Source organism: Peptoniphilus lacrimalis DSM 7455, assembly GCF_000378725.1.
GTDB classification, from domain to species: domain Bacteria; phylum Bacillota; class Clostridia; order Tissierellales; family Peptoniphilaceae; genus Peptoniphilus_A; species Peptoniphilus_A lacrimalis.
Window position 1 is genome coordinate 14,832 of record NZ_KB900373.1, and the last position, 25,917, is coordinate 40,748.

The window sequence follows — 25,917 nt, forward strand, 5'->3', positions numbered from 1 at the left end:
TTTAAAGATAATAAAAAAACACATTCAAAAGAATGTATTTATATGGTGGAGGCGGTGAGAGTCGAACTCACGTCCGAAGATTCGTCTGCAAAAAGCTTCTCCGAGTGCAGACTATTTTTAAATTTTCTCCTAGTCTTTTAAATAATCAAAAAAATCGTAGGATATTGTCATAAGTTCCGTCCTGCATTATGACAACTTGTGCAGTGCGGTTCCCCACAAAATTTGATACCTAGATTTTAAAGCGTGGGCACTTTAAGCTAGATAAGCTACCCTTAGGCAGCTAGTGCGAAATTATTTTCGTCGTTTATTTTTATGAACCATTTTAGCGTTGTGTGATTCATCAACGACTCGCTACTTAAGGCTCAGAATCCCCGTCGAAACCATTTTCGCCCCCTTATTTTATTGTAAATTACATTATATAAAATAAGATTTTTTTTGTCAATTATCTTCCTATTTTATCAAGTTTTTTGCTGTGCTTTTTGTAGTATAAATATCCTAAAATTCCACCAAGGGTATTTAAAATTAAGTCATCTATATCTACGCTTCTGCCTATAAAGAATTGTATAAATTCTATAAATATTGATATGGATATGGTCAGATATATAAATTTGGTAAAGTTTTTATATCTATTATAGATTATAGGGATAATATAACCTAATGGAAGAAATATTAATACATTTCCCAATATATTTATTAGAGAGTGTAAAAATCCTGAATATTTTATATATGATTTTATGGTTCTAAAAGGTATCAAATTCACTCCCCAATTGCCAGCGCTTATCCTATCTTTAAAATTTCCTACAAAATTAAAATGGTCATTTGTAAGGTCTATGCCATGTGATGAGATAAAAGAATTTGGAGTAAATAAAATAATAGCTAAAACTACCAGATAACTTGCCAATAGGCACATGAAAAATTCTCTTTGACCATTAGATTTTTTTCTAAAATCTCTGAAGAAGTGAAGTCTAATCTGTGAAAATCCTATAAAAGTGAGAAGAAAAGCTACTAAACTTCTTGTAAAGAAAAATAAAAATAGTTTCATATATTTTTTAGCTCAGTTAATTTTTTTATTGAATAGGGATTTTCTGCTTTTATATATGGAAAAGTATCTTTAGAGTTTTCATCATAAATACCGACTGTAACAAGACCTGCTTTTTTAGCATTTCTTAAAGCTATTACTGAATCATCTACTAAAATAGCATCCTCGGGTAAAATATTATTTTCTTGGCATATACTCTTAAAGAAGTTTGGATCATTTTTTGCATAAGTTTGACTTTCTACCGTATAGATATTTTCTATATATTTTTTAAAATCATATTTTTCAACAGGTATTTTAGCAAATTCTTTGTTGGTTGAAGTTCCTATTACTACTTTATAAGATTTATATTTGAAATATTCTAAAATATCTATAGCACCATATTTTAATTGCACTTTATTTGAATAAAAATCAACAATTTGTTCTTTAAAGGTATTATAAAGGCTATCATATGACATATCTAAGTTAAATTTATCTATTAAAAAAGATGTTGAAAGCTTTAGGTTTAAAGTTGTCATATAATCTTCATCTTCTCTTTTTAAAGTAAGACCCATTTTTTTCAAAAAATCTGTTGATAGATTTCTCCAATATCCCATAGAATCTACTAGGGTTCCATCTAAGTCAAATATAATTAGCTTCATAATATCCTCCAATCCCAACGATTATATATAAGTACAAATATTATGTCAATTTATAATAATTAGTTCAGTAATTTGAATGTTTGTCTTATACAAATATTTTTCCTAATATATTATAATATAAAAGTGATGATAAATGTATAAAATTAGTTTATATAAGATAAAGCTTTTTAAATAAATTCGTAAAGTGTCCTGATATGATGTAAAATAGAAGAGATTTAATATATAAAATCTTTTATAAGTATTGAGATTTGAGAGGAGTTAAGATGAGTCCATCAAGAGAAGATTATATAAAAAATATTTTTAAAGGAATTGAAAATGCTGGCTTTGCACAAAATAAGGATATTTCTAATTATCTTGAAGTTTCTAAACCTTCTGTTACAGAAATGATTGGAAAATTGAAAGATGATAATTTAGTTTATACTGAAAATTCAAAAATCTATTTAACTGAACAAGGTCTAAAAATTGGAGAAAAATTAATTTCTATTCACAGATTGTGGGAAAAGTTTTTGGAAGAAGTTTTAGATTTTCCAGCAGACCAAGTGCATAATCAAGCTGATTTGTTAGAACATGTGACCTCAGATGAGCTTGTCGAATCTCTTAATAAATATTTAAATTATCCTAAAAATTGTCCTCACGGTAGGATAATTTATATTAATGCTAAGGAAAATATATAGGAGTGGATATTATGAAAGAAACTATTTTAATAACAGGTTCTTCCAGGGGCATAGGTAGAGCTACTGCCCTTAGTTTTTTTGATGAAAACTTAAATATAGTTATTAATTATATAAAAGAAAAAGAAAAGGCAGAAGAAGTAGTAAGTATTCTTAAATCAAGGGGCATAAATTCCATGGCTGTGGGGTGTGATGTTTCTGATTTTGATCAAGTTAAGGATATGTTTAAAACTATTGAAAAAAATTTTGGTGGAGTTGATAAGCTTGTAAATAATGCAGGTATTGCTCCCTTCCCTAAATTATGTCAAGAAGTTGAGGATTCTGAATGGAAAAGAGTTTTTGAAGTCAATGTAGGAGGTCAATTTAACACTTGTAGATTGGCTGTTCCTTATATGGTTTCTCAAAAAAGAGGAGCAATTGTTAATTTATCCTCTGTTTGGGGACAAACTGGCGGGTCTATGGAATCCACATATGGGGCAAGTAAGGGCGCAGTTATTGCATATTCAAGAGCTTTAGCAAGGGAACTTGGTCCTTCAAATATTAGGGTTAATGTTGTGGCTCCCGGTTGCATATTAACAGATATGACGGCAATATTGAGTAAAGAAACCCTAGATGGCTTTGCTCAAGAAGTTCCTTTAATGAGAAATGGTAAGGCTGAAGAAGTTGCACAAGTAATTAATTTTCTTTTGTCTTCCAAGGCTTCATATATGTCTGGTCAAGTTTTAGGAGTAAATGGAGGATATTACGATTAAAAAAGTCCCTGCACACAAGGCAGGGAACTTATTTTTTTAAAATTACAATTCTATCATTTTCATTCAATTGGGCTTGACCATTTGGTATTATTATCTCTTTATTATTTCTTACTATCATAACTATTAGGGTAGTTTTATTTATATGCAAATCTTTTATATATTTATTAACCCAAGGATGACCATTTGAAAGTTTTATTTCTTCAAGTTCTTTTCCGCTTTCATCAAAAAACATTTCTCCACCTATTACCAAAGTGTCGCCTTCTTTTATTATCGTATGACCCTTTGGTATTATTGTTTTTCCATCTCTTTCTATTTTTGCAATAATAAGGTCAAAATGAGGATTTATTTCTTTAATTCTTTTATCAACCCATGAACTTCCCTTTTTTATTCTTGAAATAATAAAGCCGAAGGGAGATTTTATCTGATAATAATTGAATGTGTTAAGAACTGTATCATTTGGATCAAACATAGAAAGTTTTCTTGTCAGATAGGGCATGAGTGATCCTTGGATTAATGATGAGAATAGACATATTACAAATACTATATGAAATAAATCTATTCCTAAATTTGCTCCGGAGTTTACTGCCATAATGGCAAAAGCAATAGCTGCAGCTCCTCTGATTCCTGCAATTGAAATTAAAAGATTTTGTTTAAATTTTGTTTTAAAAACTTTTAATAGCAGAAAAACGCTTATAGGTCTTGCTATTAAAAGCATAAAAATCATAAGTATAAATCCATAGAAAAGGGAATGAAATATTTTTGTTGGGTCAGACAACAATCCCAATAGGAAGAAAAGTGCAATTTGAACCAGGTTTGTAACTCCATCATAAAAAAATACAACTTCTTTTTTATGGGTAAATTCTTTATTACCTATATATATTCCTAAGATATATAAAGCTAAGTATCCATTTCCACCGATAAAATCACACAGTGAATAAGTTCCCAGCGTTACAGCAGCTATAAAAACTGAAAATAATCCGTCTTCTGATAATTTTAAAGTTTTTATGATTTTCATAAAAATATAGCCCATTAAAAATCCTAGACCAATGCCAAAAAATATCTGTTTAAAAATTAATAATGGAATGGAAATTTTTTCTTTTAAAATTATAGAAATGAAAACTATTGTTAAAGTATAGGCAGTGGGGTCATTTGAGCCTGATTCTATCTCTAAAAGTGATGCAGTATTATATTTTAAGTTTAAATTTTTTGAAACCAAAATATTTGATACCGATGCATAGTCAGTGGAACCGACAACTGAGCCTAAAAGCATAGCTTGATAAAAATCAAAGCCCAAAAATTTATATGAAAAATATCCTGTTATTATGGATGTAAACACTACTCCTAGGGATGCAAGTGTAATAGCAGGGCCAGCTACGGGTCTAGCCATGGACCAGTTGGTACCGAAACCCCCATAAAACATAATTATCATTAAAGATAAATTTGCAATTTTATCTGCTAAATGATAGTCTTTAAAATTCACCCCGAAAAAATTAAATAATATTCCTAAAGTCAAGAACAAGAGAAGTGCGGGGATTCCAGATTTATTAGAAATCCTAATAGCTATAAGAGCCAATATTAAAATTATGGCAATAAAAAGTAGATGCAACTTCAAACCTCCATAAAATTCTAAATTTAACTATATTATACCCGATAAAAGTTTAATAAGGTTAAGAATAGGGATGCTTTTTTAAAATTTTAAGATATCTACTTATTTTTTTAGCAAACTTATTTATTTTGAAAGTTTTATTATAAGCTTATTAATCTCTTCGATTTTTTCATCAATATCTTCTTGGCTTGCTCCGTAAGCATCTCTTAGGCATCCATTTAAGTGAGCACTCAGGACATCTTTATTTATATTTTTTAAAATGGAAATTGATGCCATGAGCTGATTAGAAATATCAAGGCAATATCTGTTATCTTCCATCATTTTTATAAGACCATCAATTTGACCTCTAACTGTTTTTAATTTTTTTATTTGTACTTCTTTATTTGCTTTCATTTTATACTTGTCAGTTCATATCCTGCTTTTTTAACAACATCTTTAAGGCTTTTTTCAGAAACTTCCTTATCTAAAATAACCCTCGCTTGATTTTTTTCAAGAGAAACTGAAGCTTCTTTTACTCCATCAAGACCTTCAAGAGCCTCTTTAACATGATTTACACAGTGATTACATGACATTCCTTCAATTTTTAATAATTTTTCCATACTATCTTCTCCTTTTTCATTTATATTTTTAAATTCTTGTGAATTTAATTTACTTTTATTATCTTGAGTTTGAAATTTTTTGTCATTATTGTTATCTATAATTCTAGATTTGAATTTATATAATCTAAGGGCATTAGTTACAACAAATACTGATGAAAATGACATGGCAACTGATGCGAACATAGGGTTTAATTTTAATCCTAAAGAATTATATAAAATTCCTGCAGCCAGAGGAATTCCGCATACATTATAGAAGAATGCCCAGAATAAATTCCCTTTAATATTTTTTATAGTTGCTTGAGAAATTTCTATAGCTTTACTTATATCTAATAAATCTTGACTCATCAAAACGACATCAGATGATTCAATAGCCACATCAGTACCTCCTCCAATTGCCATACCAATATCAGCCTTAGCAAGGGCTGGAGCATCGTTTATGCCATCTCCAACCATTAATATCTTTTTACCTTCTTCTTGCAATTTAGATATAATTTTGATTTTATCTTCAGGCATGAGTTCTGCATAAACTTTGTCAATATTAAGTAGCTCTTTAATAGCATTTGCTGTATATATATTATCACCTGTAAGCATAATAATTTTATATCCTAAATCTTTAAGATTTTTTATAGCTTTCTTAGAATTTTTCTTGGGAAGATCTATAAGAGCCACAAGGCCAATAATTTCTTTTTCATCAGAAAAATACATCAGAGTTTTGCCTGATTTTTGAAGTTCTTTAGCTTGTTTTTCATATTTAGAAATATCTATATTTTTTTCTTCCATTAAGGGAAGATTTCCAGCTAAATATTTTTTACCTGAAATTTCTGCTTCAATGCCACGACCTGCTATTGATTTGAAATTTTCGACTTTCAGATCCTTTGTAGGATAATCTTTTTTTAAATCAATTATTGACTTAGAAAGTGGATGCTCAGAATTTTTTTCAAGATTAATTATAAGGTCTAGAAATTTATTTTTATCCATTGAAGTAAAAATTTCAGTAACTTGAGCCTTACCATTTGTTATAGTTCCTGTTTTATCAAGGACAATGGAATCAATTTTATGGAGATTTTCTAAAACTTCAGCATTTTTAAATAGTAGACCTTGCTTTGCACTCATTCCTGTAGCCACCATAATTGATACTGGGGTTGCAAGTCCCAAAGCACAAGGACAAGAAATTACAAGAACAGAAATTGCAAAGTTAAGAGCCTTTTCTACATTTTTATCAATTAAAAACCAAATTATAAAAGTCATAATTGAAATAAATATAACTGTAGGTACAAAAACTCCAGAAATTTTGTCTGCTAATTTTGAAATGGGTGCTTTAGATTGATTAGCAACAGAGACCATAGAAATTATTTTTGAGATTGTTGTATCTTGACCCACTTTTGTAGCTTTAAATTTAAATGGTGAAGATCCATTTATTGTTGCAGAAATAACTCTATCATTAACTTTTTTATAAAGGGGGATTGATTCACCTGTTACTGCAGCTTGGTTTATGGATGTTTGTCCCTCGACTATAATACCATCGCAGGGAATTTTTTCTCCAGCTTTAACTAAAATTATATCGCCAAGCTTTATGTCTTCAACTTTTTTACTTACAATTTCTCCATCAATAACAACATTTGCCATCTTAGGAGCCAAGTCCATAAGAGATTTTATAGAATTTTTTGTTTTATTTTTAGATTTTTCTTCAAAATATTTTCCTAGTGTTATCAGGGAAAGTATCATCGCTGAAGATTCAAAATATAAATTTTCTCTGTAAGCATCTACCAGAGAAAGATTTGAAGTTCCAAATCCAATAGACATTTTAAAAATAGCATAAATACCATATATTAAAGATGCACTTGCCCCAAGAGCTACAAGAGAATCCATATTTGGAGCAAAATTTTTAAGACCTTTAAAACCTGATATAAAGAAAGTTCTATTAATAAAAATCACAGGTAATGTTAGTAAAAATTGTAAAAATGCAAAAGATATAGCTCCCTTGGTACCCGTTAAGAAATCAGGAAGAGCAAGACCTATCATATGTCCCATAGATACATACATAAGGGCAATTAAAAATCCAAGAGAAAGAAAAAATCTTTTTCTTAAATTTTCTTCCTGACTTATATTTTGATTTGGGATTACTTGAGATTTTTGAGCCTGCAAGTTTGCACCATATCCAATATTACTGACTGCTTTAATAATTTCATCTATATCGGTTTTATCTTTATCAAAATCAACATTCATAGTATTAGTCATAAGACTGACTTCAGCCTTGTTCACACCAGAAATTTTATTTACTGCACGCTCAATATTAGCTGAGCAAGCAGCACAAGTCATGCCGGAAATATCAAATTTTTCTTTCATAACCTTACCTCCTAACACCCTGGGTGGGGTATCTTTATTATAACACTTTAACAAATATAGTAAAGACTTATTATTCTAAAATAATTTTATTAATATATAATAGATTTATAAATAATTTAAGGGAGCTTATATTATGGAATATTTAATAAATAATTATTGCAAGATGAATAAAATTAATATTTGTGATATTAATCTTTTTGTACTTGAACCTCAAAAAGAAAATTTTAAAATTAAAAATTTAATTTTTTATCATGGTTGGTCCAGTTCTGCTGAAAATCAACTTTTTAGAGCAAACATTTTTGCCAGTTTTGGATATAGAGTATTTTTACCAGATGCAATCTTTCACGGTCAAAGGGGTCATATAGATTATGATGATAAAAACACAGGGGCTAAATATTTTGTGCGTGCAATTTCCCAAAACATTAGGGAAAGTAGTCAAATTATCTCATATATAAAAGAAAATTTTAAGGAAAAAGAAATAGGTGTATCTGGTCATTCTATGGGAGCTATATCTAGTGGGGGTATTTATTCTGTAAATAAAGATTTGAATATGGCAATGATTTTTAATGGGATTATTGATTATGATTATATAGTTGACAGGGCGAAAAAATCTATAGTTTCAGAAAATGAAGATAAAGAATTTACTGAAGCTTGTGATTTTCTAATAAAAGTTAATCCTATAGCTAATATGGATAAATTAAAAAATAGACCTTTAATTTTATTTAATGGAAATGAAGATAATGTTATAAACCCAGATATTGAAGAAAATGCCTTTAAAAAGCTTTATAAAATTTATGATAATAAAGAATTAATTAAGTTTAAAAGGTTTGAACTTACGACTCATCAATTGACGACACCCATGCTTGAAGAATCGATAAAAATTTTTAAAGATTTGTAAAATTTGGAAAAAAACTTTTCAAATAATGGAATTTGCGTTATAATATTAACAGGGTACTTTACTTAGATTTTATAATAATATCTTAAAATGGCGGCAAAGTTCTCTGTGCTTACATAAAATGATAATATTTAGTATTATCTAAAGATTTAGGGAAGGCATAAAAAATTAAATTATGAAAGGAGTAAAAAAAATGAGGAAAAGTGCTATAATTACAGGAGCGTCAGGGGATATTGGTGGAGCAATTGCTAGAAAATTTGCATCTGAAGGAATTGATTTAGTTCTTCAATATAGAAATGAAGAAAAAATTCAAAATGTTATTGATTCTTTAAAGGACTATGATGTTGAAATTTTGAAAGTTAAAGAAGATATAATAACATATGAAGCTTGTCAAGAACTCGTAAATAAAGCGATGGAAAAATTTGGCAAGATTGATATACTTGTTAATAATGCAGGTAGAATCTTAGATGCATCCACAGTTAAAATGAGTGAAGAAAATTTCAAAAAAGTAATAGATTTAAATCTAATTTCTGTATTCTACATGACAAAGCTTGTAGGTATTGAAATGTTAAAAAGAGAACAAGGAAAGATTGTATCTTTGGCATCAGTTTCAGGAATTATGGGAACTTATGGACAATGTAACTATGTTGCTTCAAAAGCTGCCGTAATGGGAATGACTAAAACTTGGGCTCGTGAGTTCGGAAGAAAGGGCATCAATGTAAATGCTGTTGCACCAGGTTTTATAGTTAGTCATATGACTGAAGGTCTTGAAGATATGTATGTAAAACAAATCCCTATGAAGAGATTTGGTAAAGTTGATGAAATAGCTAACGGAATTTATTTCTTATGTTCAGACCAAGCAACATATATTCAAGGTCAAACTCTTGTTATTGATGGAGGACTTACATTATAATTAAAGTGTAAAAGATTTGATTTATTTTGAATCGAAAAATAACAGGTGGCTTAAAAGCCACCTTTTAAAATATTAAAAAGGGAGTAAATTATGAATACTGATGAATATCTAGTTAGACCTAAAGAAAAAATTAATTTAGATAAGGTTCCCACTTCTTATCAAGGAAAACTAACAAAGGATCAAGTCTATAGGGAACTTATTCCAGAAAATATAAAAAAGATGAAGGATTTACAAGAAAAGTTATATGCTGAAAACAAGCAAGCACTTTTAATTGTTTTGCAAGCTATGGATGCGGCTGGAAAAGATTCGCTTATAAAAAAAATAATGACTGGTTTAAATCCTCAAGGCACTCATGTTGCTTCCTTTAAAGTTCCAACTTATATGGACTTAGATAGGGATTATTTATATAGGATTCATTCCATGGTCCCAGCAAGAGGTGAAATAGGTATTTTTAACAGAAGTCATTATGAAGATGTTATCGTAACAAGGGTTCATAATTTAGTTGAAGAACAACCACTTCCTGAAAAACTTATAAGTCAAGATATATGGGATAGAAGGTTTGAAGAAATAAACAACTTTGAAGAATACCTATCAGATAATGGAATCAGCGTTGTTAAATTTTACCTTCATATCTCCAAAGACAAACAAAAAGAAAGGCTGATGGAAAGATTGGAGAGACCTGAAAAACATTGGAAATTTTCTAAGAGTGATATCTTAGAAAGACAACATTGGTACAAGTACAGACAGTGTTATGAAGATGTTTTAGAAAAAACATCCACAAAAAAATGCCCCTGGTATGTAGTTCCAGCAGATAGAAAATGGTTTTCTCGTTATCTTGTTTCAACAGTTATACTTGAAAAACTTGAAGCTTTAGACCCCAAATTTCCAAAACTTTCTAAAGATGAAGAAGATAGTTTAGATAAGTGGAAAGAAATTTTGAAATCAAGTAGGTAGGCTATATGAAAAAAATAATATCAATCTTATTAATTATAATGACTTTAACGGCTTGTAATTTTTCAAATAAAAGCAAATTTATGATGAGTACCGATACAGGAATTACAGACCAAGAAAAGCTCCAAACATACCAAGCTATTATTCCAGATTTAAAATTTTATAAGGCTAAAGTTCCTGAAAATGCTATCTCCTATAAATTATCAATTGTAAGGGTAAAAAACGGGAAAATAGATGAAAAAAATACATCTTCTTTTAGCGGAGATTTTAAATATATAAAAAATTTTTCTAAGAATAGCTTTTCTTTTGCTGGTGGTTTATTGGAAAATGAATTTATTTTTAGCTTAGGAAATGGAGATATTACAAGTATAAAACCTGATGTCAATGTTGATAAAAAAGAAGCAAGAGCAATATCTTTTAACGAAGAATTTGAAAAGATAGAATTAAATAAAGACTATATACTTATGCAAGTAGACTATTTTCCAGCTTCTAAAGGAACTAAAAGTATAGATGTAAAAATACTTGATGAATTTGAGGGGCAGGCTGACCATGAATATTATTTAATGTGTTTAAAATTTATGGATAAATCTTCAGAATTTAATTAGAATTTTTTTATTACCAATATAAATTTATTATTTCAAAAAATATTTTATCAAAAAACTGATACCTTATTTGAACTGACCCCCAAAAGTTAGACCTAAAAACTAACTTAAGGAGGTCAGTTTTTTAATGGCAAAATATAACACAGAATTCAAAATGAAAGTAGTAAAGGAATATTTAGAAACAAATATCTCATATAAATCTTTATCAGAAAAATATAAACTTTCTCATCAGGAAATAGTAAAAAGATGGGTAAATGCATACAAGTCTCAAGGCTATGAAGGGCTAAAAGTAAAGAGAAAAATACACAATATACTTTGGAATTTAAGTTATATGTAGTAAACTTGTACTTAACAGGAGAAATGTCCTATCAGAGCCTAGCAAATGAATTAAAGATAAACAATCCATCAATAATAACAAGATGGGTAAAAGACTTTAGAGAAAAAGGAATTGAAGGACTAGAACCTAAGAAGAAAGGAAGACCTTCAAAAATGCCAAAATTACCGAAGAAATCAAAAGATATCAAAATAGATTCATCAGCAAACTTAACAAACTTAGAAAATAATTCATTAACAGAAGCACAATTAAAAGAAAAAATAAAGAAATTAGAAGAACAAAACTATTGGCTTCAATTAGAAAATGATGCAATAAAAAAAAAGATAGAATTGTCTCAAATGACAGATGCAGAAATAAGACAATTGCTGAAACAATCGGGGTTTTAAGAAGCAAATACAAACTTAAAGACTTGTTAAAATACTTCGATTTTCCAAAATCAACATACATGTATTGGCAAAAACGCTTAAATAGGCCAAATAAAGATAAAGAAATAGAAGATAAAATACTAAAAATCAGAAAAGACAATCCAAACTATGGCTACAGAAGAATAACTGCAATGTTAAAAAGATCAGGACTAATAATAAACAAAAAGAGAGTTCAAAGATTAGTTCAAAATCTAAAACTACAAGTAAAATCTTTTTCAAGGAAATCAAGAAAATACTCATCCTACAAAGGACAAGTAGGAAAAATAGCAGACAATAAGATAAAAAGAAACTTTAAAGTAGAAAAACCATACACACAAATAACAACAGATACAACAGAATTTAAATATTTTGAAAAAGATAAAACAGGAACATACCAAATAAAGAAACTCTATCTAAACCCATACTTAGATATGTACAACAGTGAAATACTAAGCTATGAAATATCAAAACAACCAACAATAGAACCAATCCTAAAAGCCTTAGACAAAGCAATAAAGGTAACTAACAAAACAAAAGAAAAAAGAATATTCCACTCAGATCAAGGATGGGCATATCAAAAAGATCAATACACATCAAGGCTAGAAGCAAACGACATCATCCAATCTATGTCCAGAAAAGGCAATTGCCTAGACAACTCACCAATGGAAAACTTCTTTGGCATATTAAAACAAGAAATATATTACGGAAACAAATTCTATTCATATGAACACTTAAAACAAACAATAGAAGATTTCATAAAATATTATAACGAAGAAAGGATAAAAGAAAAATTAGGATACTTATCACCAGTAGAATATAGAAAGAAAAATGCAGCATAAAAATTTCCTACCCCTAGGGGTAGGATAGGACAAAGAATACCAGAGCTAGTTTAATTCTAACTCTGGTATTAGGTCCAACTTTATGGGGTCACCTTAATTTATGGGTATCAGTTTTTAGCTAGTTCTTAAAAGTTCTTCAAATTGGTCGATCAATGGGTCGGGCATCACAAAAGTAAAATATCCTCCGCTCTTTGATAAAAATAAAAAGATAAATCCTAAAGATAAGAATTTTTTTAAATTTACATAGACCATTTCATCAGAATAATCTACTATACCTTGGTAAAATTCATTAAAAGATTTAAGTTCTTTTTTGTCAAAGCTCATAAGAGTAGCTTTGAAATTTTCTAAAATATTTTTATGTAATTCTTCCTTTATATCATCCATTGATAAATTATCATAATCTACTTGGTGATTTCTAGCCATAACTTCTAAATAAGTATCATTAACTAAATTTAAAATATCTTCAATTTTTCCTGTAGGCAGGGCATCAATTGTTTCGACTTTAAAAAATTCTTTTATAATTTTGCTCAAAAAATTCACCTCACCTACATTATATACTAAATATCCATATATAAAAAGCAAATAAGTGCTCATATAGTTGTTTAAAAAATATTTAAATGTGTTATAATTATTTTGAAGAAAAAGGAGGACGTTGATAAAAATGTCATTAATCGAATCATTGAGTGAAAAATTAAAAGGTAAAAATGTAAAAATTGTATTTCCTGAAGGAAATGACTCAAGAGTTTTAAGAGCAACAATTAGACTTAAAAATGATGGAGTAATTGAACCTATTGTTTTAGGTGATGTAGAAGAAATTAAAAATTTAGCCCAAAAAGAAGGGGTTAATCTTTCAGATTTACAAATAGTTGACCCAAAAAATTTTGAAGAATTTGACAAAATGGTTGATGCTTTTGTTCAAAGACGTAAGGGAAAAGCAACTGTTGAACAAGCTAGAGATATTTTAAAAGATCCAAATTATTTTGGAACAATGTATGTTTATATGGGTAAGGCTGATGGAATGGTTTCAGGTGCAAATCACACTACTGCTGAAACAGTAAGACCAGCTCTTCAAATTATTAAAACTAAAGAAGGTATTAAAAGAACAAGCGGAGCTTTTGTTTTACTAAGAGATGACAAAATGTATGTAGCTGCTGACTGTGCAATTAATACAGACCTTGATGAAGAAGGACTTGCTGAAGTTGCAGTTGTTACAGAAGAAACTGCAAGAAAATTCGGACTAGAACCAAGAATTGCTATGCTTTCATTCTCAAGCCACGGTTCAGCAAAGCATGACAGAGTTACATTGGTAGCTAATGCAACAAAACTTGCAAAAGAAAAAAATCCAGATATGTTAATTGATGGGGAATTACAATTTGATGCAGCTTTTGTTAAAGAAGTAGCAGATAAGAAAGTTCCTGATTCACCATTACATGGGAGTGCTAATGTATTCATTTTCCCTAATATTGAAGCAGGAAATATTGGATATAAATTGATTCAAAGATTTGGTGGATATAAGGCAATAGGACCTATACTACAAGGATTAAATAGACCAGTAAATGACCTTTCTCGTGGATGCGTTGAAGATGAAGTTTACGATTTAGCAATAGTTACAGCAGCTGAAGCTTTATAATATTAAAAGAGCAGCTGCTCTTTTACATAATGATATAAATATATGAAACTTTTATATTTTTTACAAGAAGAAAAAAATTTAAATATTGGTTTGTTTGATGATTTTAAAGATATTAAAAAATTCATTAAAAAACTTTTAAATATTGAAATTACAACATTTGATGATATTTACCATATAAGTTTTTATAGGGACAGTCTTAAAGATTATGAGGATATTGAGATTAATGGGAATTTAATTCCTATAAGTAAGTATGCCTTTGCCCCATACAGTGAAATTTATTTTGGTATAAGTGATTTGACAGATTTATCTTTAAAAGGTAATGGAATAATCGAAGGCTTTAGTGTTATTGAAAATTATGCCATTGATAATAAAGATTTAAAGACATATATTGACCAAAGAGAAAAAGCATTTGAGCGCGTCCAAAAAGCTTTAAAATCTCGTGGATATGAAGTAAATAGAGAACTTCAAGATTCAGAAGATGGCGAAGCTATAACTATTAGCGGTAAAGGAGAAAGGTGGTTTTTTGCTCATTTAGATCCATCTTTTGTTGATAGCCTACCTGAGGATGAAGAAGAATTTGAAAAATTTATAGATGAAGAATTAGAAAATTAAATGTAAAAACGGGTATTGCCGGATGCTTGGCTTTTATTTAATATTTTTCATATAGTAAAAATCTTATAGTTTCATCAATAAATATTATTAAAAAAATGTAGAAAAAATTTAAAATTTCTGATAGTATATTTATACATGGTTAATTGAGGTGATTATGTGAGTTTTTCATCTAATGTCAAGGAAGAACTTTCTAAACTTCCTGTTTCAGGGTATGAAATTGTACTTGCTGAGCTGAGTGGCCTTGTACCCATGTGTGGTATTCTAAGTTATAATAATGGTAAAATTTTCTTGGAATTTAATACGGAAAATCCATCCTTAACAAGAAGAGTTTTTACTTTTTTGAGGAGATATTTCGATTTTAATTGTGAAGTTAGAAATGTTAAGTCTAAGCAGCTAAAAAAAAATCTTTATACAATAAGTCTTGATGAGAACTCTTCCAAGGTTTTATTAGATGAGATTAAATTTTTAAAAGGTGAAAACGTATTTACTAGAAATTACAAACCTTTGAATTTAACACAGGACGTATTGGGTAAAAAAGCTTATATAAGAGGTTCTTTTTTAGGAGCAGGTATTGTTGTAGACCCCAAAAAAAGTTATCATTTAGAATTTGTATGTAATAATTTAGAACATGCACAATTTTTAAGAGATAACATAAATTATTTTAATTTGGGAGCAAAAATTGTCACTCGAAAGGACAATCTGATTATTTACTTGAAGGATGCTCAGAGTATAAGTGATATATTAAGTCTTATGGGGGCTCATAATTCTCTTTTGGATTTTGAGAATACAAGAGTCATAAAAGACATGAGAAACAATGTGAACAGAATTGTAAATTGTGAATCTTACAATATTAATAAAATTGTTAAAACATCCTATAATCAAGTTCAAAATATATTATATATAAAAGAACACTTAGGTCTTGACAAGATTTCAGATGATTTAAGAGAAATTTGTCTTATAAGACTAAAACACAGAGATATATCTTTAGGGGAAATCGGTAAAATGTTGAAACCACCCCTATCTAAATCTACTATAAATTATAGATTTAAAAAGATTAACAACATAGCAAATAAATTAAGGGGTGATTTAAATGACTAATAAATCCATCACTTTGACAAATGAAGATGGACTTCATGCAAGAGCGGCTGCACTTTTTGTAAGAGAAGCTAACAAATTTTCCTCTGAGATAAGCTTGGAAGCACATGAAGAAAAAGTCAACGGAAAGAGTATAATTGGCATTATGTCTTTAGGAGCTTTTAAAGGTGAAAAAGTAACTATTTATGCTGATGGCAGCGATGAAAAAGAGGCTGTGGATACCTTATATAAATTAATTGGAAATGAGTTTGCAAAAATTTAAAGGAAAAATTTATTATATTTTTTGTTTTAAAATATTTTAATTGAGGAGGGATTTATGTCAAATTTTATTCATTTACATGTGCATAGTGAATATTCCCTTCTAGATGCTTCTACTAAAATAGAAGAAATTCCCGTAAGAGCAAAAGAGTTAGGAATGAAAGCTGTAGCTCTTACTGATCATGGCAATATGTATGGGGCAATTGATTTTTACAAAGCTTGTAAAAAAGTTGGTGTAAAACCAATAATTGGTTGCGAGATATATGTTAGCCAAAAGTCCTTATATTTAAAAGATAGGACTAATGAAAGATATCATCTAGTTTTACTTGCAGAGAATAATCAAGGTTTAAAAAACTTGATGAAGATTGTATCGATTGCTTTTGTAGACGGATATTATTACAAACCTAGAGTCGATTTAGATGTTTTGAAAAAATATTCAAAGGGAATCATTGCCACTTCAGCTTGCCTAGCCGGAGAGGTACAAAGATTGATTCAAAGAAGAGATTATGATGGGGCTAAAAAAGCAGCTCTAAGATATAGGGATATTTTTGGCAAAGATAATTTCTTTTTAGAACTTCAGGACCATGGAATTCCCGAACAAAAAAGAGTTAACAGGGAACTTAATAGACTTTCAGAAGAAACTGGCATAAGTCTAAGCTGTTCTAATGATGTGCATTATCTAAAAAAAGAGGATGCAAAAGCTACTGATGTTCTTTTGTGCATACAGACAGGATCCAAAATTAAAGATGAAAAAAGAATGAAGTTTCCAACAGAGGAATTTTATTTAAAGTCTGCTGAAGAAATGGAAAATATTTTTTCTGATAATTTGGATGCTATAAATAACACAGGGATTATAGCAGATAGATGCAATGTTGATTTTGAATTTGGGCATTATCATCTTCCAGAATTTAAAGTGCCAAGTGGTTATACCAATGAATCCTATTTAGAAAAGCTTGCAAAAGAAGGTCTTAATAAAAGATACAAAGTTATTGATAAAAAAATTAAAGATAGATTTAATATGGAGTTTCAAACAATTACACAAATGGGCTTTGTGGACTATTTTTTAATTGTTTGGGACTTCATTAACTATGCGAAAAAAAACAATATTCAGGTTGGACCTGGAAGAGGTTCTGCAGCAGGTTCAATAATTTCTTATGGTCTTGGTATTATTGATATTGACCCCTTAAAATTTGATTTACTTTTTGAAAGATTTTTAAATAAAGAAAGAGTATCAATGCCTGATATTGATATTGACTTTTGCTATGAAAGACGTGAAGAAGTTATTGATTATGTTTGTGAAAAATATGGCGACGAAAGAGTAGCTCAAATTGTAACTTTTGGAACGATGCAATCACGTCAGGCTATTCGTGATGTCGGAAGAGTTTTAGATATTGCTTATTCTAGAGTTGATTATATTGCAAAACAGGTGCCTCATGCACTTAAGATGACTTTAGATAAGGCTCTTGATATTTCAGAATCTTTTAAAGAACTTTATGAAAAAGACAAGGAAGCTAGAAATTTAATTGATATTGCAAAAAGAATTGAAGGTCTTCCTCGTCACACATCAACTCATGCTGCAGGAGTAGTAATTTCAAAAAATCCTCTGACAGATTATGTACCACTAACTCGTAATGACCAAATTATTGCTACCCAGTTTAATATGATTCAGCTTGAAGAGTTGGGACTTCTTAAGATGGACTTTTTAGGTCTAAGAACTCTAACTGTCTTAAGGGATGCAATTTCACTGGTATATGATAATTATAAAGTAAAAATTGACTTTTCTGAATTTACCTATGATGATGAGAAGGTTTTAAAAATGTTTGCTAAAGCTGAAACCTTAGGTGTATTTCAGTTTGAATCTTCTGGCATGAGATTGTTCTTAAAGGAATTAAAACCTGATGCTTTTTCAGATCTTGTTGCGGCTAATGCACTCTTTAGACCGGGACCTATGAAACAGATTCCTAAGTTTATTGAATCTAAGCACGATAAAAGTAAAATTTCTTATATTCATCCAATTTTAGAGCCTATATTAAAAGATACTTACGGTTGCATCGTTTATCAGGAACAGGTTATGCAGATAGTTCAGATTGTTGGCGGATATTCTTTGGGACGAGCAGACATAGTAAGGCGTGCAATTTCCAAGAAAAAAATGGCTGTCATGGAAGAAGAAAGAAAGAATTTCATCTATGGAAATGAAAAAGACAATGTATGTGGGGCTATAAGAAATGGAGTGGATGAAAAATCTGCCAATGAAATTTATGATTTAATTATTGACTTTGCTGATTATGCCTTTAACAAATCTCACTCAGTTGCTTATTCTGTTATAGCTTATAGGAGTGCATGGATTAAATACTATTATCCAAGGGAATTTATGGCAGCACAAATTTCAACATATACATCTGATATTAAGCAGGTAAGCCTTTATATAGAAGAATTAAAAAGATTAGGTATTGGACTTTTGCCTCCAAATGTGAATTATTCACAAAAAAATTTCACCGTTGAAGGTAAAAAAATTCGTTTTGGACTTAAGGCAGTAAAAAATGTTGGAGAAAATTTAATTGAAGCAATAGTCCAAGCACGAGATAAATTAGGAAATTTTACAAGTCTTTGGGATTTTGTAGATAAGGTTCAAAAAGTTAGTGCTCAAGTCCTAAATAAAAAAGCTTTGGAATCTTTAATTAGGTGTGGAGCTTTAGATGACTTTAATGGAAATAGAGCACAGTATTTGGCAGTATATGAAAAAGTTATGGAGAATAATCAAAAATCCATAAGAAACAACATTAGAGGTCAAGTTACTTTGTTTGGAAATTTAAATAAGTCTGAAGATCTACCAAATTTAAAAGATTTTTCATTAAGGGATAAGCTCAACATGGAAAAAGAAGTTATAGGTATTTATGTTTCCGGTCATCCCTTAGATGACTATAGACCTGCACTTATAAGTTTTTCTAACACCAATACAGGAGAAATTTTTGAGTCTTATAACAGCTCTTCTTTAATTCAAAATAAAGATATAAGAATTGCAGGACTATTAAAAAACAAAAAGACCATGATTACAAAAACTAATAAGGTAATGGCTTTTGCATCTTTGGAAGATTTATTTGGAACAATAGAGTTAATAATTTTTCCCAAAACTTATTCCCAATATAAAAATTTAATTGAAGATGGAAAAGTTCTTGCCATTATGGGACATATTTCTTCATCTGATGTAGAGGATCCAAAAATAATAGTTGATAGTTTGATACAGATACAAGAACCCAGTGACAAGAAATTATATATATCCATAAAATCTATGGCGGATAAAAATATTTTAGTGGGTATAAAAGAAGTGTTAAAGTCATATAGAGGAAATGTTCCTGTCATTTTTTATGACGAAAGTCAAAAGAAAACTTATGGAACCGATATGTCTATATGGATTAACGAAAAAGAATTTGAAAATATTAAGCTTGAGCTTTTAGTATATTTAAATGAGAATCCAAATAAAATTATTTTAAAGTAGGTAAAATTATGAATATAGCAATATTAACAAGTGGCGGAGATGCACCTGGAATGAATCCCTTAATTAGGGCTGTAGTAAGAAGTGGAATATATTATGGACACAAAGTTTATGGTATAGAATCGGGCTACCAAGGACTAATTGAAGGCAAAGTTATAGAGCTTAATGAATCATCTGTTGGAGATGTTATTCAAAAAGGCGGAACTTTTTTAGGTACATCAAGAAGTCCATCTTTCCAAGAGCAAGATGGTTTTAATAAAGCAATAAATGTTTTAGATATTTTTAATATTGATGTCTTAATAGTCTGTGGAGGAGATGGATCTTTAAAAGGAGCATTAAAATTAAAAAATGCCGGAATAAAAGTCATGGGAATTCCTGCTTCAATAGATAACGACTTAGCTTACACAGATTATACAATAGGTTTTATGACATGCCTTGAAACTCTTTGCGATTTGATTTCAAAAATTAGGGATACAACAGAATCCCACGGAAGAGCAAATGTAGTTGAGGTTATGGGTAGAAATTGCGGAGATATAGCTCTTTATGCAGGTTTGGCTGGTGGAGCAGAAAATATTTTAGTTCCAGAATGCCCGACAGATATTGATGAGATTGCAAAAAAAGCCATCCTTGGCAAAAATCGTGGCAAAAGGCACCATATTATTTTAATATCAGAAGCTATGGGTAGCCCTTATGAATTTGCCGATAAATTCCAATCTTTAACAGGAATTGACACAAAAGTAACAATTCCCGGTTATATTCAAAGAGGGGGAAGCCCTTGCGTATTTGATAGAATTTTAGCATCGCAAATGGGATTTAGGGCAATAGAAGAAATAAATAAAAATAATTTTAACCTTGCTATTGGAACAAGGAAAGAATCAATAATTACAAGAAATCTTGAGGAAATTTTTAGCGAAGAAAGTAAATTTTCCTACAACTTGTTGAATATACTAAAGATAATTTCAATATAGGAGCAGTTATGAGAAGAACAAAAATTGTAGCCACAATTGGCCCGGCATGTGATGATTTAGAAACCTTAAGAGAGATTTTTCTAAGAGGTGTTGATGTTGCAAGACTTAATTTTTCTCATGGAAATCATGAGGAACATAGAAAAAGAATAGAAAAAATAAAAAAATTAAGAGAAGAACTAAAGATTCCTATAGCTATAATGCTTGATACAAAGGGACCAGAAATTAGACTTTTAGATTTTAAGGATAATAAAAAAGTTAACCTAAAGGCAGAAGAAACTTTTATATTAACCACAAGAGAAGTTCTTGCAGATGATAAAATAGCATCAGTTTCATATAAAAATTTACCTAGAGATATAAAAGTTGGAGCAAAAATTTTAATTGATGATGGTCTTGTTGGTTTAAAAGTTCAAAAAATCTCAGGTGAAGATATATACACTGTTGTAGAAAATGGAGGAGAAATATCCTCTCATAAGGGTGTAAATGTACCTGACACAAACTTATCTCTAGAAGCTTTGACAGAATCTGATATTGAGGATTTAAAATTTGGTGTAGAGATGGGAGTAGACTTTATTGCCGCATCTTTTGTAAGAACAAAGGAAGATATATACAACATAAGAAAAGTTTTAGAAGAAGCTGGAGATTTTTCAACTTTAATTATTTCAAAAATAGAGTCAAAATCTGCAATGGATAATATTGATGAGATTATTGATGCAAGTGATGGAATAATGGTAGCAAGAGGAGATTTAGGAGTAGAGATAGAAACAGAAGAGGTTCCTATTGCACAAAAACAAATAATAAAAAAATGCAATTTAAAGGGAAAAGCAGTAATAACTGCAACGCAAATGCTTGATTCTATGATGAGAAATCCAAGACCTACAAGGGCTGAAGCCAATGATGTTTCTAATGCAGTCCTTGATGGAACAAGTGCTGTTATGCTTTCAGGCGAAACTGCAGGAGGTTCTTTTCCAGTACAAGCCGTAGAAACCATGAGAAAAATTGTAGAAGTAACAGAAAAATCTATGGATTTTTCTCAAATTTTACAGAGAAAAATAGAAGAAATTTCTAACACTACAACAAATGCAATTGGTAAATCAACTTGTCAAATGGCAAGAGATTTAGGAGTTAAATTAATTTTAACAGCAACAACAAGCGGTAATACATCTCGTGCCATATCAAAATTTAGACCTGAATGTTTAATTCTTGCAGCAACTCCCGATACTAAGGTAAGACGTCAACTAAATCTTGAATGGGGAGTCAAATCAATTCTACTTGATAATTATGAAGATATAGATCTTATGATTTCAGAAGCTATAGAGGAAGCCAAAAAACAAAATTATCTTTCCTCTGGTGACAAGGTTATAGTGACTGCTGGTGTTCCTGTTGGTCTATCAGGTTCTACAAATTTAATAAAAATTGAAAATATAGAAGAAATAATTGCAAGGGGAACAGGACTCGGAAATGGGAAAATAACCGCTAAAGCCATAGTAGTTAACGAACTTAATGATCTGGTAAATTTCTTTAAAAATGGAAATATTATTGTAAGTAAATTTACAAATAAAGAAATGATGCCTTATATAAAAAGAGCAGGTGGATTGGTAACAGAAAAAGCCGGATACACATCTCACGGAGCAGTTGTTGGGGTTAGTTTAGCAATTCCCACAATAGTAGGAGCAAAAAATATAACAGAAAAAATAAAAACAGGAGATATAATAAGCATTAATTCAACATACGGCACAATAAGTCAAGGAAACAGTCATTAGAATAGGAACTTTGAAATATTTTGTGTATAAAAATTCCTCTTGATAAGATAATAATCAGGAGGAATTTTTATGCCAAGAAAAAGACAATAAACAAGAAGAATCAAAACATCAAAATATTAATCGAAAATTATTAGCCATAAACAGTACAAGATTTACAAGAAGCTTTAAAAGATTTTTTAGGAGAAACAATGAAGAAATGCTTAAATCAGAAGTGTAAGAACATTTAGACTATGATTACGATGAATATCTACTATCATTAAACACTAGAAACGCTTCAAGTAAAAAACAGTCAAATCATCATATGGAAATATAAACCTAGACATACCAAGACATAGACAAGGAGCTTTGAAACTACAAGCATTAAAGAAATATATCTATGGGCACAAACGACAAATACATATCTAACATAGAAAATCAAATATTATCTCAGCTAACAATATACTTTGAAGACAGAATCTAATTTTCTTGTTCCAAAATTAGCTTACAAAGATTCATAAAAGTGAAATTTTTAATATATTTATTTTTAAGATATTAAAAAAATATCAGCCACATCCTATCAGGAGGGCTGATACACAAAACTTTTCAAAAGACCTTAATAAAATTTTGAGAATATTGTTCTTTTTGAATCACTATAGTTTATAGAATCTGTTACTTCTGTGATTTTATTATTTTCCTTATCAATTATGATGGTTGAGTTTACAGATGAATTTTCATTTAAAGCGTTTAACTCTTTTTCATCAATAATTTTATTATTTGATAGGATTTTTCTTATATCTTCTTTATTTGTTGAAGAATATTGCAATGTTAGAAGCTTTTTCTTACTGATTTTAGTTGGAAGAGTTTTTGTGTTTTTAATAAATTCAACTACATCAAATAAGTTATAATCTCCAGTTTTAATTTGAATTTCTGTTTTTTCAAATTCATCCATGCCGCCAGTTGTAATGGACTTGTGAAAGTCTAATTTTGAATCGTAATTTTCTTTTTGACAAAGCTTAGGAGAAGATTTTTTTAAAGAGTCAATATCTTCAATATTATTTATGAAATCATCAACTTCCTTAATATGTGAATTTGCAGCCTTAACTTTTTCTGGGGAAGAAATTTTTTTGTCATTTATCTCTTCTTTTACTTGTTCTTGAGTTTTTATTTCAGTTTTTTCAAGATCAAAATTTTTGTTTTCTAAATCTTTATTAGTTGTTTCTTTACTTTGATATTTTCTTCTTTTCTTAACCAAATCATTAGCCTCCTCGTTTTGATTTAAGTAATCTTCTTTTACTTCTTTATTTTTTTTATCATCAATGTTAAGCCCACACTCAATTGTTTTAGACTTATTAACATTAGAATCATTAGATTTTTCGGAAGGTTTGCTAGGAGTTTTTGCCTTATCCTTATCAACTAAATATTTACTATCTGAAAAATCACTTTCATTACTTGTATTTTCAATTGTGGAATTCTTATTATCTTTACTAATAAGGTTTTCATCTTCAGTATTGTTTTTTGAATTTCTTGATTTTTCCCACTCAATTAAATTTTGGTCATGTGCTAAACTTTCGTTTTTTGCTAAAATATTTTTTATAATAATAAAAGCAATAATGCATAAAATTACTGCAAGAATTATTAGTAATGTAAATGTTCTCATAAAGCACCTCCACTGATATTATACCATTTTACTATAATATAACAACAAGAATTTGAAAAAAAATATAAAAAAAATCCCTGCCGGGGGATTTTCTTAGGGGTGATTTTATTTATTTGTTAAATCATTTATATTATAAGCTGGCAAATTTAAATTGTCAATAGAAATATCAAAATAAGAAATATATTCCATTATATGAAAAAAAATAAAACTCAGGATTTACTGAGTTTTATTAAATAATATATTAAGTTTTATAATATTCTTATTTATTAGCTGATTTTAAATTTCTATTTTGAATTTTTTCTTTAAGAATTGCTACTAAATCTCTAATTTCTCTTACACCTAAATAATATAGAATTACAAGGTAGATTAGAGCTGCTATCGAAACTACTATCAATAATACTATGAGTCTTAGTAGGGTTAACATTGCTCCTGAGCTAAAGGAGAATAATATTTTTTCTATTGGGAAGTAGGTAAGTGCTACTAATCCCATGGCAACTGAGGCCATTACCGTTTTAATTATGGCTTTAATGTAGGACTTTGTGCCTAAATTTCCAATTTTTTTGCGTAGAAGGTAGAAGCCTATAAAGACAGCAGCAGTTGTAGCAATAGATACTGAAGCGGCAAGTCCATCTGTTCCATAATGGTGAGCGACTAATAAATTAAGACCAACATTAATTATTACATTTAAAGCACCTATAACAAAAGGAGTCTTTGTATCATTTAGTGAATAATAAATCCTATTTAGTACATTGGTAAGAGATATAGAAATAAGCGATAATGAGTAAAATCTTAAAGTTGAAGTTGCACTAATTCCATCTTCTACTGTAAATTTACCATGGACAAATGCAATTTCTATAAGAGGTCTTGCTAGGATAATCATACCTATTGTTGCCGGGACTGTTAAAAATAAAACTGATTTTATTGAGGCATTCATAACTTTTTTCCCTTGAAGCATATTTCCTCTTCCAAAAGATCTTGTTAGAATTGGATAAACTATAGCTGTAACAGCAGCTATAAAAATTCCTATTATTAAAGTATTCATTTTGTTGGAAAAATATAAAATTGAAGGGGCTTTAGTTCCCATACCGGAAGCTAAAGATCTGTTTACGGCTGTATTAATATCATTTACAGAAACAGATACCAAAACAGGTAAGGATAATTCTAATGCTTCTTTTACATATTTATCTTTTAGGTCAAAAATAAGTTTAGGTCTATATCCTAGCTTAAAAGAGTCTGGTAATAGAAATAAAAATTGTGCAAAGGCTCCGACAACTGCTGCAACAGTTAAACCTACTATTCCTACATGGTGGGAAAACATAGCAAGATAAACAATATAGACAATATTTAAGGGAATAGATATTGCTCCTGTCGCTGCAAATTTTCCACCATATTGCAAATATCCTGTAAAAACACCTACCCAGCAAGAAAAAATTACTACAGGCATTCCGAGTTGAATAAGTCTTACTACTATTTTAAAAGTTTCAGGGTTTGCTCTAGAAGCTGTTAAGTAAGCAATTTGTCTTGGAAAAAACCAACCAAGTAATATTAATATAATTGAAACTACACTTGATATAGAAAGAAGATTGTTTGTGAAATAATTTTTTCTCTCTTCTCCCAAATCATTTTCGGCTCTTTGTAGGGCCGGGATAAAAGTTGTAGCTATAGCTGATGTTACGAAAGCTGAAATCATAGCTGTAGCAGCTTGAGCAAGTGAGTATGCACTCATTTCAACAGTTGCTCCAAATACATTAGCTGTTAAAGATTCTCTAACAAAACCAAAAACTTTGCCTATTAGTGAAAATATTATTAGGGCAAGGGTTGATTTTGCAATTTTTGAGCCATTAGATGATTTTTTATTCATTTAAACCTCCATGTC

Annotated in this window: 24 protein-coding genes and 1 other RNA gene; 16 read left to right on the forward strand and 9 right to left on the reverse strand. The window is 29.6% G+C overall.

What is annotated here, in order from left to right; all coding sequences use genetic code 11:
• Positions 1-43: 43 nt before the first annotated feature.
• The 3 genes from ssrA to F594_RS0106465 form a co-directional block, all read right to left on the reverse strand.
• Positions 44-394, reverse strand: a transfer-messenger RNA (tmRNA) gene (gene ssrA / locus F594_RS09530).
• A 48-nt stretch (positions 395-442) separates the two neighbouring features.
• Positions 443-1,042, reverse strand: a complete 600-nt coding sequence (locus F594_RS0106460) for a VanZ family protein (protein WP_009345825.1) — start codon at positions 1,040-1,042, stop codon at positions 443-445.
• Positions 1,039-1,677: an HAD family hydrolase gene (locus F594_RS0106465; RefSeq protein ID WP_019034981.1), complete on the reverse strand. Its 639-nt coding sequence runs from the start codon at positions 1,675-1,677 to the stop codon at positions 1,039-1,041. The genes F594_RS0106460 and F594_RS0106465 overlap by 4 nt, the downstream gene beginning before the upstream one ends.
• A 263-nt stretch (positions 1,678-1,940) precedes the next feature.
• On the opposite strand from F594_RS0106465, the gene F594_RS0106470 reads away from it, so the two are divergent.
• Positions 1,941-2,351 carry a metal-dependent transcriptional regulator gene (locus F594_RS0106470; RefSeq protein ID WP_009345819.1) on the forward strand — a complete coding sequence of 137 codons (411 nt, stop codon included), beginning with the start codon at positions 1,941-1,943 and terminating at the stop codon, positions 2,349-2,351.
• Between the two features lie 11 nt (positions 2,352-2,362).
• Positions 2,363-3,100 (forward strand): SDR family NAD(P)-dependent oxidoreductase, encoded by a 738-nt coding sequence (locus F594_RS0106475; RefSeq protein ID WP_004825716.1) that lies wholly within the window; start codon positions 2,363-2,365, stop codon positions 3,098-3,100.
• 28 nt (positions 3,101-3,128) lie between these two features.
• Here F594_RS0106475 and F594_RS0106480 read toward each other — a convergent pair whose 3' ends face one another.
• The 3 genes from F594_RS0106480 to F594_RS0106490 form a co-directional block, all read right to left on the reverse strand.
• Positions 3,129-4,706 (reverse strand): potassium/proton antiporter, encoded by a 1,578-nt coding sequence (locus F594_RS0106480; RefSeq protein ID WP_019034982.1) that lies wholly within the window; start codon positions 4,704-4,706, stop codon positions 3,129-3,131.
• Between the two features lie 123 nt (positions 4,707-4,829).
• Entirely contained in the window at positions 4,830-5,099 is a 270-nt protein-coding gene (locus F594_RS0106485) for a metal-sensing transcriptional repressor (RefSeq protein WP_004825692.1), read from the reverse strand.
• Positions 5,096-7,651, reverse strand: a complete 2,556-nt coding sequence (locus F594_RS0106490; protein ID WP_019034983.1) for a heavy metal translocating P-type ATPase — start codon at positions 7,649-7,651, stop codon at positions 5,096-5,098. The genes F594_RS0106485 and F594_RS0106490 overlap by 4 nt, the downstream gene beginning before the upstream one ends.
• A 133-nt stretch (positions 7,652-7,784) precedes the next feature.
• On the opposite strand from F594_RS0106490, the gene F594_RS0106495 reads away from it, so the two are divergent.
• From F594_RS0106495 to F594_RS0106520, 7 genes are all read left to right on the forward strand, one after another.
• Complete coding sequence (locus F594_RS0106495) at positions 7,785-8,549, forward strand: serine aminopeptidase domain-containing protein (protein WP_019034984.1); 765 nt, start codon at positions 7,785-7,787, stop codon at positions 8,547-8,549.
• Positions 8,550-8,739: 190 nt separating this feature from the next.
• Positions 8,740-9,459: an SDR family oxidoreductase gene (locus F594_RS0106500; protein WP_009345812.1), complete on the forward strand. Its 720-nt coding sequence runs from the start codon at positions 8,740-8,742 to the stop codon at positions 9,457-9,459.
• 90 nt (positions 9,460-9,549) lie between these two features.
• Entirely contained in the window at positions 9,550-10,413 is an 864-nt protein-coding gene (locus tag F594_RS0106505) for a polyphosphate kinase 2 family protein (RefSeq protein ID WP_019034985.1), read from the forward strand.
• Between the two features lie 5 nt (positions 10,414-10,418).
• Complete coding sequence (locus tag F594_RS0106510; protein WP_019034986.1) at positions 10,419-11,015, forward strand: lipoprotein; 597 nt, start codon at positions 10,419-10,421, stop codon at positions 11,013-11,015.
• A gap of 124 nt (positions 11,016-11,139) precedes the next feature.
• Positions 11,140-11,349 (forward strand): helix-turn-helix domain-containing protein, encoded by a 210-nt coding sequence (locus F594_RS09895; protein WP_233428295.1) that lies wholly within the window; start codon positions 11,140-11,142, stop codon positions 11,347-11,349.
• On the forward strand, positions 11,328-11,732 hold the full coding sequence (locus F594_RS09255) for a helix-turn-helix domain-containing protein (protein WP_233428294.1): 405 nt from the start codon (positions 11,328-11,330) through the stop codon (positions 11,730-11,732). Before F594_RS09895 ends, F594_RS09255 begins: the two co-directional genes overlap by 22 nt.
• Positions 11,720-12,589, forward strand: coding sequence for an IS3 family transposase (locus tag F594_RS0106520; RefSeq protein ID WP_233428307.1), 870 nt, complete (start codon positions 11,720-11,722; stop codon positions 12,587-12,589). The genes F594_RS09255 and F594_RS0106520 overlap by 13 nt, the downstream gene beginning before the upstream one ends.
• Positions 12,590-12,703: 114 nt before the next feature.
• Here the strand turns inward: F594_RS0106520 and F594_RS0106525 are convergent, their stop codons facing one another.
• Positions 12,704-13,120, reverse strand: coding sequence for a hypothetical protein (locus F594_RS0106525; RefSeq protein WP_004825707.1), 417 nt, complete (start codon positions 13,118-13,120; stop codon positions 12,704-12,706).
• 130 nt (positions 13,121-13,250) lie between these two features.
• Between F594_RS0106525 and pta the strand changes: the two genes are divergently transcribed.
• The 7 genes from pta (at position 13,251) to pyk (ending at position 22,405) form a co-directional block, all read left to right on the forward strand.
• A complete protein-coding gene (gene pta / locus F594_RS0106530) occupies positions 13,251-14,219 on the forward strand; it encodes a phosphate acetyltransferase (RefSeq protein ID WP_019034988.1) in 969 nt (322 codons plus the stop codon).
• Positions 14,220-14,261: 42 nt separating this feature from the next.
• On the forward strand, positions 14,262-14,831 hold the full coding sequence (locus tag F594_RS0106535) for a hypothetical protein (protein WP_019034989.1): 570 nt from the start codon (positions 14,262-14,264) through the stop codon (positions 14,829-14,831).
• 156 nt (positions 14,832-14,987) lie between these two features.
• Positions 14,988-15,929, forward strand: a complete 942-nt coding sequence (gene whiA, locus F594_RS0106540; RefSeq protein ID WP_009345808.1) for a DNA-binding protein WhiA — start codon at positions 14,988-14,990, stop codon at positions 15,927-15,929.
• Positions 15,922-16,188, forward strand: a complete 267-nt coding sequence (locus F594_RS0106545) for an HPr family phosphocarrier protein (protein WP_004825121.1) — start codon at positions 15,922-15,924, stop codon at positions 16,186-16,188. Before whiA ends, F594_RS0106545 begins: the two co-directional genes overlap by 8 nt.
• Before the next feature lie 54 nt (positions 16,189-16,242).
• Positions 16,243-19,680 carry a DNA polymerase III subunit alpha gene (locus F594_RS0106550; protein WP_019034990.1) on the forward strand — a complete coding sequence of 1,146 codons (3,438 nt, stop codon included), beginning with the start codon at positions 16,243-16,245 and terminating at the stop codon, positions 19,678-19,680.
• Between the two features lie 8 nt (positions 19,681-19,688).
• A complete protein-coding gene (locus F594_RS0106555) occupies positions 19,689-20,645 on the forward strand; it encodes an ATP-dependent 6-phosphofructokinase (protein WP_019034991.1) in 957 nt (318 codons plus the stop codon).
• A gap of 8 nt (positions 20,646-20,653) precedes the next feature.
• Positions 20,654-22,405, forward strand: a complete 1,752-nt coding sequence (pyk, locus tag F594_RS0106560) for a pyruvate kinase (RefSeq protein ID WP_019034992.1) — start codon at positions 20,654-20,656, stop codon at positions 22,403-22,405.
• A gap of 592 nt (positions 22,406-22,997) precedes the next feature.
• Here pyk and F594_RS0106565 read toward each other — a convergent pair.
• Both F594_RS0106565 and murJ read right to left on the reverse strand, forming a co-directional pair.
• On the reverse strand, positions 22,998-24,041 hold the full coding sequence (locus F594_RS0106565; RefSeq protein WP_019034993.1) for a hypothetical protein: 1,044 nt from the start codon (positions 24,039-24,041) through the stop codon (positions 22,998-23,000).
• Positions 24,042-24,300: 259 nt separating this feature from the next.
• Entirely contained in the window at positions 24,301-25,902 is a 1,602-nt protein-coding gene (gene murJ, locus F594_RS0106570; RefSeq protein ID WP_019034994.1) for a murein biosynthesis integral membrane protein MurJ, read from the reverse strand.
• Positions 25,903-25,917: the final 15 nt, after the last annotated feature.